Here is a 19,060-nt window from a genome sequence, read left to right on the forward strand (position 1 = left end):
GAAGATTTTACTCAATTCTCATCAGCTATCTCTGGATGTTTGAATGATGCTCATCTGGAACATAAAAAAGAGCTTGATTCCTTGTTGACACTCCGCTTTCAGCATTTCGACAAAGCTCAGATTATGACCATGTAAAGTATAGCCTGAAAAAAGATAGGGATCGATGTGCTTCTTACCCAAAAAACAATTAAATGTTACCAGAATCATATCATGCTCATTTGTCAGAAAAACTCACACGCTCTAATTACTTATTGACAATTTTGTTGATTCAAGTAGTGCAATCAATTAAGGAAATCACATTAGAAAGCATAGCAACAAAGCTAGCAATGCCCATTAAATTTGAAAGTAGAAGAAAAAAGTTCAGAGATTTTTGTCCGATGATGAATGGGATTTAGATAATATTTGGTTGTCACTGGCGATTGGTTGGATTAAAGGCAGTGTCAAACAGAATGAGGTTATATACATAGCAATAGAGTTATGGACTGAACTAAAAATGCTAGGATTAGATCCAGGAAATAGCTTTTTCAATCAAGAGGTAACAATTAGAAAAACGGCACCCATTGAGGGATTTAATCTAGCAGGTAAATGGCTGGGGAAATATCGAAATGTTACTACACGCATAGCCTTGGTATATTCTGACAAGCTTGGCAGATCTACAAGCAGCAGTTGATGCTTATGCGAAGAGATTTGGAATTGAAGAGATGTTTAGAGACTTTAAGGGCGGAGGATATAACTTAGAAAAGACTAATTTAACAAGCGATCGATTGAGTAAGTTATTAATTTTACTGTCACTAGCCTATTTTAAAAGTATCATTCAAGGGATAGATATCAAATCAAAGCAAGTTCAAGAATATCTAGGCAGGAAAACAGAAAGTCACAGAAAATATGCTAGACATAGCACTTTCTATATTGGACTCTGGGGTGAATCATGGGTCGAGTCAATGTCTAGTAATTGGCAGGTTGTTGTTGAATTAATGTCTTTGTCCCCACACAAACTACCTAATTATCAACAAGGATTGAGAGCTATGAGACTTATCTTATCAGCGTTATAGGTGGCTTGTCGCCCCGATAGCACTGCAATATACCGCAGCAATTATGGATCGGGTAGCCAAAGAAGTCACCGTGATTCCCGAAGTTCAAGCGACATTTTTGATTACGGGGTTTGGATTTGATGGTGGTGCTTCCAATGTGGGGCTGGGTTTTGTCAGTCTCAAATCTTGGAAAGAGCGAACACTAGAAACTCAGTCTGTCTATGGTTTGCTGAAGAATCTCAACAAAAAACTATCGGGCATCACTGAAGCCAGAGTGCTGGCGGTGAATGCACCACCTGTGCGCGGACTGAGTGCGACAGGCGGGTTTAAGTTCCCGATCCAAGATCGGACGGGGACGGCACCGATCGAAACTTTGGTCGAAAATGCCCAAAAATTTATTGCTGCTGCCAATAAACGTCCAGAACTGCAACGCGTCTTTACTCAGTTCACTGCCAATACGCCACAATTTGACATCCAAGTCAATCGCAACCAAGCTAAAGCTCTCAATGTCGATGTCAATCAAATCTTCACTACTCTACAGGCTTATTTGGGTTCGCAATATGTCAACGACTTTTTGCAGGGACAACGCCAGTACCGCGTCTACCTCCAAGCTGATGGCAAGTTTCGCGCCAATCCTGACGATATCGGGAAACTATACGTGCGTTCGCGGGGTGTCCCTGGGGCAGCAGCGACAACTGGCACGACTGGGACACTGATTCCGTTGAGCAGTCTAGTGACGATTACGCCACTTGTGGGGCCGAAAACGATTTCGCACTATAACCTGTATCGATCGATCAAAGTGCAAGGTAATCCAGCTCCTGGTGCCAGTTCGGGACAAGCAATTAAGGCGATGGAGGAAGTAGCCACAGCAACCTTACCGCAAGGATTTGGGTATGAGTGGACGGGGACTTATCTCCAGGAGAAGGCTTCTGGCGGTGCCACAGGGCTGATTTTTGGGATCGCGATCGTCATCGTCTTTCTGGTATTGGCGGCGCAGTATGAGAGCTATACCGACCCGCTGATTATCTTGCTCACTGTACCGCTGGCGATCTTGGGCGCGATGACGGCGATTTGGATTCGATCGAATATCTTTATGGCGGATAGTCTGTTCCCAAAGGTGGTAGATGATATCTATTGCCAAGTGGGTTTGGTAACGCTAATCGGATTGGCTGCCAAGAATGCGATCATTCACACTGCTGATTGTTGAGGACTTGCCAGCAAATCGAGAAGTATATCGACAATGCCTACTCGATGATTTGAGTTGTGCTTACGATCTGTTGGAAGCGGAATCAGTGGCGGAGGGGCTGGAACTATGCAATACAAAATCGATCGATGCAATTTTGCTAGATTATGCTCTACCTGATGCCGATGGGCTGGCATTTTTGGAGCGGCTGTATGCCCAAAGTGATGTTGGGATGCCACCTGTGGTGATGATGACGGGGCATGGTAACGAACGGATCGCGGTGCAAGCGATGAAACTGGGTGCCCAAGATTATTTAGTCAAAAGTAACTTTACGCCAAAACTATTGCAGTCAGTAATGCGTAGTGCGATTCTCCAGGGGAGAGGCTCTGCCAACGATCGTGCCTGCTTGCAGCGGCAATTAGATCGGAGTGAATCGCGGTTAGGGGAATCTGTACGCGATCGCTTTTTCAATTTGTCGATCGATCTGCTGGCAATTGGTAATTTTGAAGGCTATTTCACTCGGCTCAATCCAGCTTGGGAGAAAATTTTGGGCTTTACTAATGCCGAACTAATGAGCCAACCTGTGCTGAACTTTGTTCATCCTGACGATCGACAGGCGACGATCGCTAGTACTACAGGGTTGAGTGCAGGCGATATCGGAATTAGTTATGAAAGTCGCTATCGCTGCAAAGATGGCTCGTATCCCTGGCTGTTGTGGAGTACGATGCCCTATACCGAGCGCAATTCATGGTATGCAGCTGGGCATGATATTACCGAACGCAAACAAGCAGAAGCGAAGCTACTGCAACGTGAATTACAATTGCAGCTATTTGTCAAACATACACCCGCAGGAGTCGCGATGTTCGATCTCCAAATGCGCTTTCTCCTGGCTAGCGATCGCTGGATCGACAGCTACGAGCTGACAGATCGAGCTATTATCGGTCGATCGTACTACGATGTCTGTCCCGATCTATCAGTGCATTGGCAAGAAACGCACCGTCGCTGTCTAGCCGGAGCGATCGAATCCCGCCAAGAAGATCCATTTCCGCGTGCGGATGGCTCGATCGATTGGCTGCACTGGGAAATTTGTCCTTGGTACGCCAACCCCGATGAAATTGGCGGGATCGTGATTTTTTCGGAAGTCATCACCGAGCGCAAACAGGCTCAAGCTATTCTAGAACAGCGCAACCAAGATCTAGATTCCTTTGTACATATCGTCTCCCACGATCTCAAAGCTCCCCTACGTGCAGTTTCAAATCTATCCGAGTGGATCGAAGAAGACTTCCAAGGCACACTTTCGGCTTATAGTCAACAGCAAATGGCACTATTACGCAGTCGAGTCCAAGGGATGGGAGCCACTATCGATGGACTGCTCGACTATGCCCGTACCGGACAAATGGACGTATCGATCGAGCCAGTAGTCCTATCTCAACTACTAGCTGAAGTCATCGCTTCGATCGCACCACCGCCGACATTTACGATCGAGGTTGCTCCTAACTTACCAAATTTCCCCACCAAGCGATTATTATTGTCCCAAGTGTTTGCCAACTTAATCGGTAATGGTATCAAACATCACGATCGTCAGGATGGCTCGATCCAAATTTCCAGTCGAGTAGCCGGAAATTTCTACGAATTTGCGGTGTCTGATAACGGCCCAGGGATCGCCCCAAAGGATCGCGAACGCGTGTTTAGGATCTTCCAAGCAGTAAACCCTCAAAATCGCTCGGACAGTACGGGGGTCGGGTTGGCAATTGTCAAAAAAATCGTCGAAGCTCAAGGCGGTACGATTTGGTTAGAGTCCCAGCTCGATTCGGCAGATCCGATCGGCGCACGGGGCACAACTTTCTATTTTACTTGGCCGATCTGAGCAGCTGTTTGAGAAGTGTAATTAACGTCAGTGTATATATGCTATACCTTCAAACTGGAAAGACACCGTATCTAGATACAGTGTCTGTACAATCGTCGTAGATTGAAGTAGCTTCAGGTAAGAGCGAGTTTCATCAGATCGGATCTCCGAGCTGGATGAAAATGGCTGTGCTTAGACTTTGGTGGATTTGAGTTTTTTTCTCATCCGCAGTGCTGCGCTACCGCCGACGATCGTCCCGATGATGGTAAAAGGTTCGGGAACTGCTGTGGGATCTACTGTGAGATCTGGTGCGTATTCGCGACCTGCGGCTACAATGAAACTACCACTGAGCCTAAAGCTAGAGATGACAGCAGATTCTTCAGCAATACCGCGAAATAAAAATCGATTGTTTCCATTAGGAGTAGAAATCGATCCCCCATCCGTCCTTAAGTTAAAGGCCGTTAGAAAACCACCTGAGCTGTCATAGGTGCTGATAGTTGGATCGGTACTAGTGCCAGGAGCATAATTTAAGAATGCCCCAAACTGCCGAACTGGTGTGTCGAAGCTGAATACCAGTTCGCCAGTTGGCGAGTCAAGTCCAGCGAATACAGGCGTTCTGCCGATGATACCATTGCTACGCAATTCATAAAACTCAGCTTCGGCACTGTTTTGTCCGAGCGTTGAACCAAAAGGGGCAGTTGAGGTAAAAGTAATCCCACCAGGAATTGCTAAAGGACCATTGGTGTAGTTGTTCTCGCCCGTAGCGTACTCATCTAGATCTAGAGCTGGCCCAGTGTATCCAGTTTGAGTAGTAAGTAGCATACCGACCGCTTGAGCTGGAGTGAAAGATCCACTAGCGACAATCCCACTTATTGCAATACCTGTAACTAATGACAAAGATGTTAATTTCACGATGGGTTTCCTTATTTTAAGTAAAAAGTAGCAATACTACTTGGGCTGTAGTGTCGTGCCCTAGTAGTTTGGGCGAAAACGTTCCAACAAGATACAGCCATTTGGCTGAATCGAAGCTGAGGATTGAGCGAAGCTGAAGTAGTCAATTGCCTTAATACTAAAGTGCCCAAATTTCATCACTTATTACCACGATCGAATAAATCGATCGCGATCGTCTTCTCATCCCAGTATCAAATTAGAGATCTAGGGTTTCTAGTGGGGGAGGGAGTAAATAAAACAGGATTCAAAAGGTGCTAAGGCGCGGTAGGAATCGATTTTGATGGTCTGTTGAGACTGGGTGCTGGCTTCATTTTGGACGGTACGATCGGTAGTTTGGCTACTCCAGGGACTTTTTTGAGGGCGACGAATAGATCGAATCGATTGCTGGATTCATCCAGGATCGCACTGGTAATACCCAAACTGCTGACGGCTTTGAACCCAGCGGTAACTTCTGGGGATAGATAGGGTAGTGGTAAATTTCCAGCATTAATGGTTCGATCGATATCGATGAAAAATTGACCGTTGTGGGGAGTTAAACTCGATCGAGTCGATTGTTGAAATAGCGGTGTATCTGATAGCCGCTGCTGGGGTTGGGGGATAAAAGTACTCGCTACAGGTGCCCCCAATGTCAAGAAAGCTAGATTACCATCAAGCCAGCCATGAGTAGCCGCCGTACCACTTAGCGGCGATGTCCAATTTATGACATCGTTACCACCTAATTTTGTTTGGGCGATCTTAAATGCTTGCTTTTGGCTCATTGTAGTATCTAGTTTGGCAAAGGCTTTGTCTGCGGCGGATCGATCGTTAGATTGTTGGAGCATGACTAGTCCCGCCCCAAATTCTGTATCGATCTTATCGGGTTTGGGAATCATCGCCGCCCCAAATGCACCTTTACTCCAGTTGAGGATTTCTGATTCTAATTCCAGCCCAGTCAGACTAGTGAGATTTTTAGCCAGATCTTGAGGTTGAAAGGGTGCTAGCGGGTTGGTGTCAGCACTGCGAACATAATCTTGCCACAATCGCTGTAAGTTACCGCCAGAGAGCATGACGAGGGTATTAGCAGGGAGATTAGCCGCGAAGTTTTGACCTTGATTTTCGACTACTAGTTTCTGCTTGGTGGTGGGTTTGAGCCAAGAGATCCCTTTCCACGCAATTCCCTCTGTTTCTAGAGTGGCATTGGCGGCAATTCCCTGCTGAATCTGGGCTGTGGCTAATTTATCTGCTGCTAACGTTTGCGGTGAATTTGCCGCAGCCACAGCAGTAGCCACGGGAATATTTGCATATATTCGAGCAAAGGGACGATCGATCTCAATCTCGGTGAGAGCTTTGGTATATCCTGGTACGGTGAGTAGCGATTTGCCGTTTTGTTGGGTATCGATGACTCGTTGTAGTGCCGATCGATCGGTCGCGATCGCCATAAAATTGTCGAGGATCGCGATCGCCATTGTCCCCGCTTTCCGCCTGAATTCTCTAATGGCAATCCCTTTGTAATTAGTTTCGACTAAATTGGCATCGATCGGGGTTTGGTGTTGTTGGGCGACTTTTTGGGCGGCACCTCGATCGGCGATTGGTAAGATCGCAATTGTCTGTTGAGTCGGAACTTTTGGCTGTGCCGATTTACTGGGAGTCGCACTTGGATTATTGAGATAGCCGATTAAGATTTGCTTACCAATCCAAGGTTGAATATCTCGTCGATAGTCATAACCATAACTCGTCAAAAAGTCAGTTTGAAATTTGGTTAACTGTTTTTCAAATACAGCCCGACTGGTGGGAATACCAAACTCGGTGAATTTCTGCCATCGCTCTGGCTCGGTGGAAATTGAGACGGATAATAAAGTATCTGGAGGTAGTAAATTTACCCCATTACTCGTATCTAGTTTACTACTCCCTGGTAAGAGCTTCCCAATCCCGATCGCCATCAGCCCAACTGTCATCGCTACTCCAGTACCAACCAAAACCTGTCGGCGGCGATATTTTATTGTCTTAGTATCTAACTTTGACTTTGGATTAGGCATTTTATTTGGCATCGCAAATTGGGAGTTAGGGTTTAGGTAAGAAATGAGAATATATATTAGAAATTAATGAAGATCGGGAGTTTAAATTCCTGTCGTAACTTAGTCTCGATTCGCTAAATCCTCGGCAAAGCGGATGGTTTAACGAATCGCTGTCAATTATCAATTATCAATTATCAATTAATTTAATGCCACCAAATCGCGATCGCGATCGCTACTACTGCGCCAATGATGGTATTGATAACATTTACAAGTTCATTGCTCAACCAATCAATATTAGACTGTAGGGTAGCACCAATTACACTTTCTAGATTTGTAGCAATAAAAGCGGCGATCGTGCAAATAATTACTCCACTCAGCGTAATCATCCCCAAGCTATAAGCAACTAAACAAATCAGTACTCCCCCAACAATACCTGCAAGTGTACCTTCCAAACTAACGGCACCTTCAGTACCTCTGGGCACTGGTTGAAATGTCGTAATCAAAAATGTCCGTTTACCATAAGCTTTACCAACTTCGCTAGCAGTTGTATCCGCCAATTTAGTACTAAAACTCGCCACATAGCCTAATAATAATAGTGATTCCCAGCCAGGATCGAGCCACCCTAACCTAATCGCCGCGACACCAATCGCACAGACAGTCGCCGCAAAAGCCGAACCCCAAACATTTTCGGGTCCTCTAGCACCACCCCGTTTTTCAGCGATTCCCTCAGCTTCTTTTTGCACCATGCCAATTCGAGTTACCGCCGAGCCGACGAGGAAGTAAAACATCACTACTCCATAGCCGCGCCAACCTAAAGTCCCCCAGACAACTACTCCCAATCCCCAAGCGTTAATCGCTCCGGCTGGGGTTAATAGTTTCTTGGGGATAATTGTCGCGATCGCTAGTAAAATCGAGTTTAAGCCGATCGCTACTAGCCACGGATGGTTCGCACTTAGAGTCAGCCCATCTTGCAATATATTTAACATCATTCGATCGATATTCTTTGACTATCTCTGGGAAGTATTGGTTTTAGATAACAACCAAACTGATGCTAATGCAGCAGCCGAACACACCCTAGATCAACTAAATGATTCGTGAGATTTACATTGGCTCTGGTGCGTTACCCTTCGGGATAACACACCCTACAGTATTCGATCGACTATCAACTATTACCCTAACTTCGATCGATAGTCTTGATAGGAAAACTCTCGCCATAGCTTAAATTTACCATCTTTATCGAGTGCCCCGATCGAGGGATGCACCACGCCATTAAACATCGAAGTTTTGACCATTGTATAGTGCATCATATCTTCAAACAGCAGCCGATCGCCGATCGCCAATTCCCGCTCGAAACTATAGTCACCCAAAAAGTCGCCAGCTAGACAACTAGAGCCACCCATCCGATAGACTGTTTTTCCCGCTTGCGGTTCGTGTGCGTCGCGAATCGCTGGCTTGTAGGGCATTTCCAGACAGTCGGGCATATGCGCTGTAAATGATACGTCTAACATCACATTTGTCAGCTCGTCGGTAGAAATTAGATCCAACACAGTCGCCATCAAAAACCCTGTTTGCCAAACAATTGCCGAACCTGGTTCCATCAGGAGTTGAATGTGGGGATGACGAGTGTGAAACGCGTTTAACACCTCGATCGCATGATTCACATCATAATCTGTACGCGTCATTAAATGACCACCGCCCAAATTTAGCCACTTGAGCTGTGGTAAAAACCGCCCAAACAATGTTTCGATATTGGCGAGAGTTTTTTCCAGTGCAAATGAGTCGCTCTCACAGAGATTGTGCGACAAGAAACCATCGATTCCGGCTGGTAAAGTATCGCCGAGGTGTACTGCGGATACCCCCAACCGTGTCGATGGTTGACAGGAATTGTAGAGCGGGTTTTCGACTGGTGAGTACTCTGGATTGATGCGGAGTCCGATCGAGGGTCTGTGGGGCGCAGAGCCTTCAACCTGGGCACGAAATTGCTCCCATTGACCGATCGAATTAAACGTCATGTGCGAGGCATAGGTGAGAATCTCGCCGATATCTTCAGCACGATAGGCTGGCGAATAGATGTGTACCTCGGTGCCAAATTCCTCGGCGGCGAGTCGTGCTTCCCACAGAGAGCTGGCTGAGGCACCCTTGAGGGTAGTCCGAATCTGCGGGAAGGCATGAAAGAGTGCAAACCCTTTGAGTGCCAGCATAATCCGAATTGGAGCCGCTGTTTGGACTCGATCGAATATTGCTAAATTTCGATCGAGCAGTTGCTCTTCTAATACAAAACAAGGCGATGGAATATTTGTGAGGTCGTTAGTTTGGGTCATGTTTACTCAAGAATTGGCGGATGATTAAATTCTTCTAATTGGGAGGTAAGCCCAATTGCTGTCGATATTCTGCGATCTGTGCTTCTAGCTCTCGCGTTCTTTGGGATTCTGCATCAGCACGTTGGGATGCTGCATCGGCCCGTTGGGATGCTGCTTCCGTTTGGGCGATCTGTTGCTCTAAAGCGATATTTAATTCTGCTAAAGGCAGCAATTTCGCACCGTTATCTAACCGATAAAAAGCAATGATTTTATCTTCAGCAACTAAACGGAGCTGTAATACATCACTGCGATCGGTAGTAATCTGGACATAAACTGGTTCCTTATCTCCTTGAAGCCGATATCCACGTAGCTTTTCGGGAATCCATTCGCCGCGTGGATCGAATTGCCAATATTCAGCCACCCCAAGGCTCTCATACAGATGTTTTTTTTCGACATCATCTCTACTGCGAGTACCTGGAGATGTCATTTCAAATATGACGGAGGGCACTTGAGCTTCTTCCCAAATCTTGTAGTTATCGCGTCCACCTGGCTCCACGTTAAAGATTACCATCACATCAGGCGCGACTCTCAAGCGCGGGAATCCCTGAGCATAGTATAAAAATTGGTCGGCTAAGACTGTCGCTTGTTGACCTCTGAGGTGAGCTAGGAGCATCGCCAGAGTGGTCATGATGACATAGAGATGGTCGTAAGATTCAGCCAAGGGTTCTCCGTCGGAACTTGGGTAAAAGATTTCGGTTTGGGTGGCTCTATTAGCGGTGGAATCCAGAATTACTGATGTCATAACTTTCCTCTTATGCTATCTAAACTCAAGTTGTTACCCAAACAGCAGGGGTTTAGAGCTTTCTGCTGTCTGGGTGCGATAGTTGTTATTAGGGAGATTTAAAACGGAACACTAACAACAATGCTTGCAACTGTCAACACTGTGCCTTTGGTGAGGCTAACGCCAACGGCTTCGCCGACAGTGCAAACTGTCAACTGTCAACTATCAACTGTTTAATGCTCGAATGGCGATACTCCATCGATGACTTCATGCCAAGGTAAACCCAGAGAACCTAGTAGCTTCATAAAAGGATCTGGATCGCATTCTTCGACATTAAATACCCCAGGCTTTTGCCAATTTCCATTTACTACCATCAGCGCACCAACTACAGCAGGTACGCCAGTTGTATAAGAAATTCCCTGCGATCCTACTTCTTCGTATGCTGCGGCATGTTGACAGTTATTGTAGACATAATATGTCCGCTCTACACCATCTTTGATCCCACTAATATGACAACCGATCGATGTTTGTCCGGTATAATTTGTAGCCAGCGAAGCAGGTTCTGGTAGTAGAGCTTTGAGGAACTTCAATGGTACAATTTGTTGACCTTCATAATCGATCGGGTCGATCCGAGTCATGCCAATATTTTCTAATACTTTCAGGTGAGTAATATAATTCTCTGAGAATGTCATCCAAAACCGCGCTCGTTTGAGGGTGGGAATGTTTTTGACTAGGGATTCTAGTTCTTCATGATAAAGCAGATATGACTCGCGATCGCCGATTTCAGGATAAGGAATTGGGCGGTGAATCGACAATGCTGGTACTTCTACCCACTCACCGTTTTCAAAATATCGCCCGACTTGAGTGATTTCGCGGATATTAATTTCTGGATTGAAGTTGGTGGCGAATGACTTACCATGATTGCCGTCATTGCAATCGATAATATCTAGATAGTGGATTTCATCAAAGTAATGTTTCAGCGCGTAAGCACTAAATACGCCCGTTACGCCAGGATCGAAACCACAGCCGAGAATTGCTGTCAATCCGGCTGCTTTAAACCGATCTTGATATTTCCATTGCCAACTGTATTCAAATTTGGCGACATCGATTGGCTCATAGTTAGCAGTATCTAGATAGTGAATACCAGTTTCCAGACAAGCATCCATCAAAGCCAAATCCTGATAGGGGAGTGCGACATTGATCAAGATGTCAGGGCGAAACTCTGTTATCAGTTTGACTGTATTTGCTGCCACATCAGCATCTAATGAAGCTGTCGTGACTTTTGGCGATCCGATCGCTGCCGCAATTTTATCGCATTTATCGACGCTCCGACTTGCCAGTAAAATATCTGTAAATTCGGCTTGTGCAGCGCACTTGTGTGCGACAACATTTCCGACTCCACCTGCACCCACGATCATTACCCGTGCCATATTGTCTTTCCTGAATAAAGTGACTGTGTGATTCAAACCGTCCAAAGTTACTATACCCTGCTAGCGATGTAGGCTAACAACCAACTCGCCGCCGTCGCTCGTCTGGTTTGACGGGGGCCAAATTCACCAATTTTATAACCCTTAAAACCGAGTTGTTGCTTGAGTAGTTGCTTATGCTCGGGCTGAATCGATCGAGTGAGTTTTACTGTTGCTGGGCGACTTGCGATAAAATCTGGTGGTGTGGCATAAGCCTCTTGCCAATCTAGATCCACTTGACTGAGATCCCAGGTATTTTCTACCCGATTGTAGCGATAGCCCAAATAGTGCCAGAGGATTTGATTTACTTGCAGATCGCTAATTGATTCATTAATAATCGCCCAGATCGTATCAGGATCTAGCGGTGGTAATTCCAACCACTCTAAACTTGCGTAATCGATCGAGCTATTGTCACTATCCATCTAAATTATGGATGATATCTTGAATTAGTAATAATTGCAATTCTCGCTTGGTTGACGATTGCCGATATCGATGCTGGATTGGTTGCCAAGTTTGCCAATTTAGATAATTACTCCGAGCCATGCGATCGTACAGTGTGGGTAACTTAGTTGCGGCGCGCTTACCCAAAGCCTTACGAATAAATTCATCTAGTACTATGTTATCTTGAATATTCCCAAATAGTTGATGAATTTGTTTGAAATCTTTGAGATACTCACGATATCGAGGTGGATATCGATCGGGAAACATTTCCATCAAGTAGCGGATCGCTTTAACTTGTTTGCGAAGACTGTGTAATGTCTCGCCGTGGATCGCCAACATCTGAGTAACTGCCAATTCTGGCTCTAAGCCTAGATCTAAATCGAACCACCACCCAGGATTGAGAAAGACTTGCCCTACTACTGTTAATAATAGATCTGGTAAGATAGACCCAATTTCTACTTGAGCCGTGGGCATATACTGAGGGTTATTCAGCCAATTATTCAGCCCCAGTTTAAAATATTGATAATCCCGTTCTTCGAGCATCAACTTAACTTTCAAAATATCCTTACGGCGGCGTTTGGCAATTGTTGCAGCGACCTTTTCTAGATATATTTGCTCGGCATCTGGCAGATCTACTCGATAAGTTTTGAAATGATCTTGCAAGACATCTAGATCGCGAACTTTGCCTAATATTCTAGCAATTTTGCCGATCGGTTTGTCGCCCATAACTCTGGGGATATCCAAAATCGAGCCAAATGCTTGAATCTGCGATCGCAATCTGCGTAAACTGACTCGCATCTGATGTACTGCTTCTAGATCGTCATCAGCCAGCACATCGGCTTCGAGTGTGAGGATCGTGACATATTGTTTTTGGATAGCTGGATAGATATAGTCAGCCAATGTCACTGGCTGATGATCGGCTTGCTGCAACAGCGTCAAATCTCGATCCACGATCGTCGTTCCCATAGTGTGAAGAGGAGCTATATTTACTTCGAGTCTAATTGTCCCATCGTCATTTCCGCTAAGTATGTGACAATCTTTACACACAATAGCATACATTTCAATCGCTACATACTACAGATGCCAAGTTCTAGCTTGAAAAATCTCCAGACTGGACATCTTGATAAAATTTACGGTATTATTAAAAAATCTCGACTCTTTCAATCTTAGCAAAATAAACTAGTAACTTTTTCTCGGCTCGAACGCTCTGCCGTTTCTAGCAAAGATACATATTATTATTTAACAAGCTCGATCCCTCCCTGTTGCAATTTGTGTTGAATCTTCTTACATCACTTAAACCAAATTATTCTACTGCCCAAGAGCGCAGTCAGAGCAGTTTGTGGCGGCTAGAGGATGCCAATCGAGATAATTTTGAAGAGACGGATATCCAATCGCTGCATCTATTACTATTTTACCATTGCGGGACAGCAACTGTTACAGCACCACTACGGATGTTGGTCAGTTGAAGATATAACAAGAAAACAATTTACATCTTCTTGTAACCCCCGCTTGTCTTCCGTAGACAACGGGGGTTGTTTGTTAGGAGGCTCAAAACTATGAAACCTGCCACAATCGGGATCTCAGACAGTAAATCGCTCGATCTCAGAGCGGCAATTCCATCTGTACTAAATAACTCTGTCGTCGTATTTTCGACCAACTATTTACCGATGGCGCGGATTAATATCCGACGTGCCATTACCCTGCTGATTAGTGGTAGAGCCGAGCCGCTAGATCTCCAGGATACCAAACTCGTGTGGATCTTGCGATCGCCTTCAGTCGCGATCGAAGTTCCCCACCACATTCGCTTAAAAACAACCACCGCCGAACGACTGTGGAAACTACCGAGTGTCAGTCGCCGCGAGCTGCTTAGGCGGGACGGACACCGTTGTCAGTACTGTGGGAGTGCCAAGCAATTAACGATCGATCACGTCATTCCCCGTTCCAAAGGTGGTACCCACACCTGGGATAATGTCACGATTGCCTGTGAGACGTGCAATCACAAGAAGGGGGATAAGTATCTCAATGAGACAGCGATGGTGCTCAAGACGAAGCCTAAGGCTCCGATGCACCCGACGGTAGCTTTTGCGGAGCAGTTTTGGCAAAGTCGCGAAAGTAGCGTGTGAGGGTTTTAGTTAAGTGTTGGTGATATGCCAAGCGGTAAATGATGAGGATCTTAGTTGAGTGCTGGTACTCAGCCAAGCGGTAGGCGAATAGAACTCGTGGGTGGCGATTTTCTTAGTGTAGCCAGAACCTGGATCTGGGGGTTCCGACCCCCGGACCCCCCGTTGAGAGGCGGGACGCCGCCTCTCAAACTCTCCTATCTTGACTCGCTGTCTTCTCGTTTTTTTATTCGGGGGTTCCCCCCGAATAAAAACGCCGCTAAACCGTCGGGGAACAAAGGCGTGCGCGAGTCGCTGCGTATGGATGGCTGGTGTGAAGCGTGGTGCGGCGTCCGCTCCATTTTAGATTTTAGTTGGAAGTTATTAACCCAAGCGGTTAGAAACCGCTCCTCAGGTTGCAAAGTCCGCCTGTCTTGAAAAGGTGCTTCACTTGGGCAAAGCCCAAGACAGCACTTTTCGCCATTCACCATCCACTATCCACCATTTACCCCTACCCCAAATGTCTAATTTGTCACTGGGAAGTGGGTAGAAATAAGTTTGACTAATCTCGTCGCTGGATGACTCTGGGTGATGCTACAGCCAAGGGAGCGGAATTAGTCGATGGTAATTCATGATAGACTCCTGCCCAGGCAGCTAACAGGCTTTCTGCCGCTGATAGCCACTGCTCCTTGTGCTGAGTCGCAATGTAACCGTTGAGCGGAATGCCCATCAGACTATTATGAGCACCTGCGAGGATGCCTGTCAAAGCACAGGTAAGTTGGGATTGGGACTGTGAATGGTAAGCGCGACGAGTGGCTAAACTAAAGTCTTCGGGAGTGGATAGAAAGCAGTAAATCGCGAGGACTGTTGGGGTGATAATCGGGTGTGAGTCGATCGCTAATCTCTGGGCGACTTGATGTAAGCTAGTGCGATCGCCAGATCGCTCGATCGTGCTAAGTTCTTGAAATATGCGTGGATGGAGATTGGCAATCTCATCTAGGAGTTGGGCGACGAGCGTATTAGGGTGGAGAGATTCCGTTAGCGATCGAGATATAATATATCCGATGGCAACTGCGCTAGAGCAGGTTTCCCAGTCTAGGTGCCAACTATGGCTGACGTTGACTAAAATTTCGCGAAGTTTGACTCGATCGTCATGAAAAAATAACATGAGTGGTAGCATTGCGACCATCGCTCGTTCTGGATTGGGAATATCTGTAAAAATATTTTCCGTCCAATCTTGCGGCTTATATTTACCATGACGAGTTAAGCTACTCATCCCGTCCATTAATGCTAGATTAGTATCTAACAGTAGTTGATTTGGTGAGATCTGTTGCCGATCGATATAGATAGTATTTGCACCAATTAATGCACCTTGAAGCCTAGTTAGTAATAAGTGTTTCATCGGCGATCGGGTTTGATTTAAAATTTATTAAAATTTTCAAGTATATCTAAAACAACGAGCGATCGTGGTCTAATAATTTTATAATACCTCATCTCTAATACCCAACACATAACATCTAATCCAATGTGGAATCCCGATCTGTCTACTCCGAGTATGGTATCCGAACCGATTACAGGGTACGCTATCGGTACAAAGGCACATGGGCTGGTAGAAGTATTGGTAGATTGCCCAGGTACTCAAGCTTTATTTACATATAACGTACCGGAACGACTGAGTATTCGGGCGGGTGATATTCTCAGTGTGCCATTAGGTGGGCAAATAGTTGGCGGAATTGCGATTAGATTTGTCGATCGATTGCCAGATGGTCTATCGATCGATAAAATCAAAGATATCGATGATGTGGTGGCATCTGGCTTATTTAAAGCTAATTATTGGCAGTGGCTAACCCAGATTGCTGACTACTATTATACACCATTAATTCAAGTCATTAAAGTTGCTTTGCCGCCTGGATTGTTGACTCGATCGCAGCGACGAATTCGGGCGTGTATCTCTGAGTCAGACTCGATAGACGATTCAAGCTCAGGTATTTTCCTCAGCCATATTGCTAAACAAATTCTCGATTTGTTAAATTCACATCCCGCCAGAAATTATAGTTGGCAGCATATCCAAAAGCAGGTGCCTCAGGCAAGAAGGGGGTTGAGAGAATTACTCGATCGCAAACTAGTTGAATCTTATTTGGAATCAGGAAAAACTCAACATCCCAAATTACAAAAAGCTGTAATTTTAACATCTGAGTTAGTAGACAGCGATTTAAACGATCGACAAAGAAAAGTAGTCGAAATCTTAAAACAGCATCATGGCGAATTATGGCAGTCGGACTTATTAAAACTAATCGATACCAAAAGTTCGGCAATCTTAAAAACTATTGCCGACAAAGGTTATATTGCGATCGTTAATAAAGAGAAACTTCGCTCCGAGCAAGAACTGGGCATATTCCAACAAGAACAAGCGAAGGTACTTACCAGCGATCAAGCTGTGGCATTAGAGACGATTAATCAGCTCTCAGGATTTGCCCAAGTGCTATTACACGGCGTGACGGGTTCGGGGAAAACTGAAGTTTATCTCCAAGCGATCGAGCAAATCCTATCACAATCTCGATCGGTATTAGTGCTAGTTCCCGAAATTGGTTTAACACCACAATTAACAGATAGATTTCGATCGAGATTTGGGGATAAAGTCTGTGTTTATCATAGTGCCCTCAGCGATGGCGAACGTTATGATACTTGGCGACAAATGTTGACCCCAACCAGTCAAATTATCATCGGTACTCGATCGGCAATTTTTGCGCCATTACCTAATTTAGGACTTATCATCTTAGATGAAGAACACGACTCTAGTTTCAAACAAGATCAACCAGCCCCCACCTATCAGACGAGAGATATTGCCAAATGGCGCGCCCAATTAGAATCCTGTCCCTTGATTCTCGGTTCGGCTACTCCATCATTAGAAACTTGGGTAAATGTCACCACAAATCAACCATCTACCTACTATCTTTCCCTCCCCACACGAGTCCAATCTCGTCCCCTACCGCCAGTAGAAATCGTCGATATGCGACAGGAATTGCAGCAGGGAAACCGCAGCATCTTTAGTCGTCCACTCGCCCAAGCATTGCGGCAAATGCAGGCAAACAAACAACAGGGGATCCTATTTATCCATCGACGCGGACATAGCACCTTCGTCTCCTGTCGGAGTTGTGGCTATGTGTGTGAGTGTCCCAACTGTGACGTTTCCCTCGCCTATCATCAGCCTGGAGCCGCCGAACACGCCCAGTTACGCTGTCACTACTGCAACCATTGTCAACCCCAGCCCCGCAAGTGTCCTGAGTGCGACTCAGCCTATTTCAAATTCTTTGGCAGTGGTACCCAAAAAATTGTGGAAGAATTAGACCGAGAGTTTCCCCAGCTCAAATGTCTGCGGTTTGATAGCGATACTACTCGTACCAAAGGCGCACATCGCCAGATTTTGACCGCATTCGTCCGTGGCGAAGCTGATTTACTCGTCGGTACTCAAATGCTCACTAAAGGATTGGACTTACCACAAGTCACCCTAGTGGGGGTAATTGCTGCTGATGGTTTATTGCACCTCTCGGATTATCGCGCCGCCGAACGGACATTTCAAACCCTCACCCAAGTCGCGGGGAGATCTGGACGCGGGGATGAAGCGGGAAAGGTCATTATTCAAACTTATAATCCAGAACATCCTGTCCTCGCCGCTGTTACCAAGCATGATTACGCCGCATTTATTAATGCCGAGTTGCCCGAGCGTCAGGTGCTAGACTATCCGCCCTATGGCAAACTAATTTTGCTGAGGTTTAGTAGCCTGGATGCCGCCGCAGTCGAACAAACTGTGACTGAAATTGGCGTAGCTCTCAATGATGCGGCAATTAGTGGGCACTATGAAGTATTAGGCCCCGCACCAGCGACAGTGATGCGAGTCAGTAATCGCTACCGTTGGCAAATTATGCTCAAATATCTAGCCAATGGTACTGCAACCTTACCTGATTGGGAATTGCTCAGAACTAGATGTTCCAATGTGGTCAAAATGACAATTGATGTCGATCCTCAGAATTTTTTGTAAATTTGTTACAAAAAGCAAAGAACTGATGCTGTAAGATCGAGTTAAATAAACTCAACCTAAATTATTGTAGCGATCGCCATGATGAGTGATACACCCACAGATAAAAATATCGCCGAAGCCACTGCGGTCATCGCCGCACCCAGGGATGAAACTATTACCAAACCGACTAAGGTGATGGAAGCCCCGCCCACACCAGAAGAACTCAAATCCAAATTCGTTAAATACGCGATGCGAAACATGGTCAAAAAGGGTGGTAAGTCACTCCAGCACTTCGCTCTGAGTGCGATTGGCTTGTTGACACTATTTGTCGGACTAGCATATCTGACCAGATAAGTAGCTATTGATGATTGGCTTTTAACCACATCACCATCCACCATCCACCATTCACCATCCACCATCCACCATTCACCCCCTACGCTAGATGTCTAATTTGACACTGGGAAAGAAGTAGATGAATCTAGAATTAATCGTCCAAGATCTTTATCAGCCCAGTACCATCGACGAAACTACCTGGGTGAGTTGGTTTCAGAACTGGTTGCAGACACCAGGATTAGACTTACCACCAGCCGATAGTTATGAGTTGAGTCTCCGCCTCACTACCGATGTCGAAATCCAAGCTTTAAACTCGCAGTTTCGCCAAAAAGATCGACCAACCGATGTCTTATCTTTTGCCGCAATGGAAGTCGATTTTCCACAGCCAGAGGACGCAGCCGATGCCCTGTATCTCGGTGACATTATTATTTCTGTTGATACTGCTGTTAGACAAGCCCCCGAACATGGGTATGCTTTGAGAAAGGAATTGGCTTGGTTGGCTAGTCATGGACTACTACACCTGTTGGGATGGGATCACCCCGATGAACCAAGTTTGCTGATAATGTTACAACAGCAGGAAACTTTCCTCACGCGTAGCGGTCTATAGATCTTATTCC

The 19,060-nt window shown here is 45.7% G+C and carries 18 protein-coding genes and 1 pseudogene; 10 read left to right on the forward strand and 9 right to left on the reverse strand.

Features of this window, described 5'->3' with window-relative positions:
• From ACEW9J_RS11555 to ACEW9J_RS11575, 5 genes and pseudogenes are all read left to right on the forward strand, one after another.
• Positions 1-135: pseudogene (locus tag ACEW9J_RS11555) on the forward strand (IS630 family transposase); the annotation flags it as partial.
• Between the two features lie 235 nt (positions 136-370).
• Positions 371-670, forward strand: a complete 300-nt coding sequence (locus ACEW9J_RS11560) for a hypothetical protein (protein WP_373545269.1) — start codon at positions 371-373, stop codon at positions 668-670.
• Positions 645-1,052 (forward strand): hypothetical protein, encoded by a 408-nt coding sequence (locus ACEW9J_RS11565; RefSeq protein ID WP_373545270.1) that lies wholly within the window; start codon positions 645-647, stop codon positions 1,050-1,052. Before ACEW9J_RS11560 ends, ACEW9J_RS11565 begins: the two co-directional genes overlap by 26 nt.
• A gap of 43 nt (positions 1,053-1,095) precedes the next feature.
• The gene (locus ACEW9J_RS11570) at positions 1,096-2,238 is read left to right on the forward strand and encodes an efflux RND transporter permease subunit (RefSeq protein ID WP_373545271.1); all 1,143 of its coding nucleotides are present in this window, start codon (positions 1,096-1,098) and stop codon (positions 2,236-2,238) included.
• A complete protein-coding gene (locus tag ACEW9J_RS11575; RefSeq protein ID WP_373545272.1) occupies positions 2,210-4,081 on the forward strand; it encodes a PAS domain S-box protein in 1,872 nt (623 codons plus the stop codon). Before ACEW9J_RS11570 ends, ACEW9J_RS11575 begins: the two co-directional genes overlap by 29 nt.
• Before the next feature lie 171 nt (positions 4,082-4,252).
• Here the strand turns inward: ACEW9J_RS11575 and ACEW9J_RS11580 are convergent, their stop codons facing one another.
• The 8 genes from ACEW9J_RS11580 to ACEW9J_RS11615 all read right to left on the reverse strand — a co-directional run bounded on the left by ACEW9J_RS11580 (position 4,253) and on the right by ACEW9J_RS11615 (position 13,052).
• Positions 4,253-4,972 (reverse strand): PEP-CTERM sorting domain-containing protein, encoded by a 720-nt coding sequence (locus tag ACEW9J_RS11580; protein WP_373545273.1) that lies wholly within the window; start codon positions 4,970-4,972, stop codon positions 4,253-4,255.
• A 293-nt stretch (positions 4,973-5,265) separates the two neighbouring features.
• Positions 5,266-7,026 (reverse strand): DUF3352 domain-containing protein, encoded by a 1,761-nt coding sequence (locus tag ACEW9J_RS11585; protein WP_373545274.1) that lies wholly within the window; start codon positions 7,024-7,026, stop codon positions 5,266-5,268.
• Positions 7,027-7,208: 182 nt separating this feature from the next.
• Positions 7,209-7,991, reverse strand: a complete 783-nt coding sequence (locus ACEW9J_RS11590; protein WP_373545311.1) for a TIGR00297 family protein — start codon at positions 7,989-7,991, stop codon at positions 7,209-7,211.
• A 183-nt stretch (positions 7,992-8,174) separates the two neighbouring features.
• Positions 8,175-9,326 carry a carboxynorspermidine decarboxylase gene (gene nspC, locus ACEW9J_RS11595; protein WP_373545275.1) on the reverse strand — a complete coding sequence of 384 codons (1,152 nt, stop codon included), beginning with the start codon at positions 9,324-9,326 and terminating at the stop codon, positions 8,175-8,177.
• A gap of 34 nt (positions 9,327-9,360) precedes the next feature.
• The gene (locus tag ACEW9J_RS11600) at positions 9,361-10,107 is read right to left on the reverse strand and encodes a Uma2 family endonuclease (RefSeq protein ID WP_373545276.1); all 747 of its coding nucleotides are present in this window, start codon (positions 10,105-10,107) and stop codon (positions 9,361-9,363) included.
• Between the two features lie 212 nt (positions 10,108-10,319).
• Positions 10,320-11,516, reverse strand: coding sequence for a saccharopine dehydrogenase family protein (locus tag ACEW9J_RS11605; protein WP_373545277.1), 1,197 nt, complete (start codon positions 11,514-11,516; stop codon positions 10,320-10,322).
• A gap of 50 nt (positions 11,517-11,566) precedes the next feature.
• Positions 11,567-11,974 (reverse strand): DUF1823 family protein, encoded by a 408-nt coding sequence (locus ACEW9J_RS11610; protein ID WP_373545278.1) that lies wholly within the window; start codon positions 11,972-11,974, stop codon positions 11,567-11,569.
• Positions 11,967-13,052, reverse strand: a complete 1,086-nt coding sequence (locus ACEW9J_RS11615) for a CHAD domain-containing protein (RefSeq protein WP_373545279.1) — start codon at positions 13,050-13,052, stop codon at positions 11,967-11,969. The genes ACEW9J_RS11610 and ACEW9J_RS11615 overlap by 8 nt, the downstream gene beginning before the upstream one ends.
• A gap of 212 nt (positions 13,053-13,264) precedes the next feature.
• Between ACEW9J_RS11615 and ACEW9J_RS11620 the strand changes: the two genes are divergently transcribed.
• Both ACEW9J_RS11620 and ACEW9J_RS11625 read left to right on the forward strand, forming a co-directional pair.
• Positions 13,265-13,459 carry a hypothetical protein gene (locus tag ACEW9J_RS11620; protein ID WP_373545280.1) on the forward strand — a complete coding sequence of 65 codons (195 nt, stop codon included), beginning with the start codon at positions 13,265-13,267 and terminating at the stop codon, positions 13,457-13,459.
• Between the two features lie 90 nt (positions 13,460-13,549).
• Complete coding sequence (locus ACEW9J_RS11625; RefSeq protein WP_373545281.1) at positions 13,550-14,116, forward strand: HNH endonuclease; 567 nt, start codon at positions 13,550-13,552, stop codon at positions 14,114-14,116.
• A gap of 538 nt (positions 14,117-14,654) precedes the next feature.
• On the opposite strand, the gene ACEW9J_RS11630 is transcribed toward ACEW9J_RS11625, so the two are convergent.
• Complete coding sequence (locus ACEW9J_RS11630; RefSeq protein WP_373545282.1) at positions 14,655-15,494, reverse strand: ADP-ribosylglycohydrolase family protein; 840 nt, start codon at positions 15,492-15,494, stop codon at positions 14,655-14,657.
• A gap of 123 nt (positions 15,495-15,617) precedes the next feature.
• On the opposite strand from ACEW9J_RS11630, the gene priA reads away from it, so the two are divergent.
• The 3 genes from priA (at position 15,618) to ybeY (ending at position 19,050) form a co-directional block, all read left to right on the forward strand.
• The gene (gene priA / locus ACEW9J_RS11635; protein WP_373545283.1) at positions 15,618-18,131 is read left to right on the forward strand and encodes a primosomal protein N'; all 2,514 of its coding nucleotides are present in this window, start codon (positions 15,618-15,620) and stop codon (positions 18,129-18,131) included.
• A gap of 174 nt (positions 18,132-18,305) precedes the next feature.
• Positions 18,306-18,464 (forward strand): DUF3285 domain-containing protein, encoded by a 159-nt coding sequence (locus ACEW9J_RS11640; RefSeq protein ID WP_373545312.1) that lies wholly within the window; start codon positions 18,306-18,308, stop codon positions 18,462-18,464.
• Between the two features lie 118 nt (positions 18,465-18,582).
• Positions 18,583-19,050 carry an rRNA maturation RNase YbeY gene (ybeY, locus tag ACEW9J_RS11645; protein ID WP_373545284.1) on the forward strand — a complete coding sequence of 156 codons (468 nt, stop codon included), beginning with the start codon at positions 18,583-18,585 and terminating at the stop codon, positions 19,048-19,050.
• The last annotated feature ends 10 nt before the right edge of the window (positions 19,051-19,060 follow it).

This window comes from Chamaesiphon sp. (assembly GCF_041737865.1).
Classification (GTDB): Bacteria; Cyanobacteriota; Cyanobacteriia; order Cyanobacteriales; family Chamaesiphonaceae; genus Chamaesiphon.

Excerpts from the sequence above, each read along its gene's own strand:
- ACEW9J_RS11615 (WP_373545279.1), bottom strand. The coding sequence starts at position 13,052 with ATGTATGCTATTGTGTGTAAAGATTGTCACATACTTAGCGGAAATGAC.
- ACEW9J_RS11585 (WP_373545274.1), bottom strand. The coding sequence starts at position 7,026 with ATGCCTAATCCAAAGTCAAAGTTAGATACTAAGACAATAAAATATCGC.
- ACEW9J_RS11590 (WP_373545311.1), bottom strand. The coding sequence starts at position 7,991 with ATGTTAAATATATTGCAAGATGGGCTGACTCTAAGTGCGAACCATCCG.
- ACEW9J_RS11625 (WP_373545281.1), top strand. The coding sequence starts at position 13,550 with ATGAAACCTGCCACAATCGGGATCTCAGACAGTAAATCGCTCGATCTC.
- priA (WP_373545283.1), top strand. The coding sequence starts at position 15,618 with ATGTGGAATCCCGATCTGTCTACTCCGAGTATGGTATCCGAACCGATT.
- ACEW9J_RS11630 (WP_373545282.1), bottom strand. The coding sequence starts at position 15,494 with ATGAAACACTTATTACTAACTAGGCTTCAAGGTGCATTAATTGGTGCA.
- nspC (WP_373545275.1), bottom strand. The coding sequence starts at position 9,326 with ATGACCCAAACTAACGACCTCACAAATATTCCATCGCCTTGTTTTGTA.
- ACEW9J_RS11575 (WP_373545272.1), top strand. The coding sequence starts at position 2,210 with ATGCGATCATTCACACTGCTGATTGTTGAGGACTTGCCAGCAAATCGA.
- ybeY (WP_373545284.1), top strand. The coding sequence starts at position 18,583 with ATGAATCTAGAATTAATCGTCCAAGATCTTTATCAGCCCAGTACCATC.
- ACEW9J_RS11600 (WP_373545276.1), bottom strand. The coding sequence starts at position 10,107 with ATGACATCAGTAATTCTGGATTCCACCGCTAATAGAGCCACCCAAACC.
- ACEW9J_RS11610 (WP_373545278.1), bottom strand. The coding sequence starts at position 11,974 with ATGGATAGTGACAATAGCTCGATCGATTACGCAAGTTTAGAGTGGTTG.
- ACEW9J_RS11640 (WP_373545312.1), top strand. The coding sequence starts at position 18,306 with ATGGAAGCCCCGCCCACACCAGAAGAACTCAAATCCAAATTCGTTAAA.
- ACEW9J_RS11605 (WP_373545277.1), bottom strand. The coding sequence starts at position 11,516 with ATGGCACGGGTAATGATCGTGGGTGCAGGTGGAGTCGGAAATGTTGTC.
- ACEW9J_RS11570 (WP_373545271.1), top strand. The coding sequence starts at position 1,096 with ATGGATCGGGTAGCCAAAGAAGTCACCGTGATTCCCGAAGTTCAAGCG.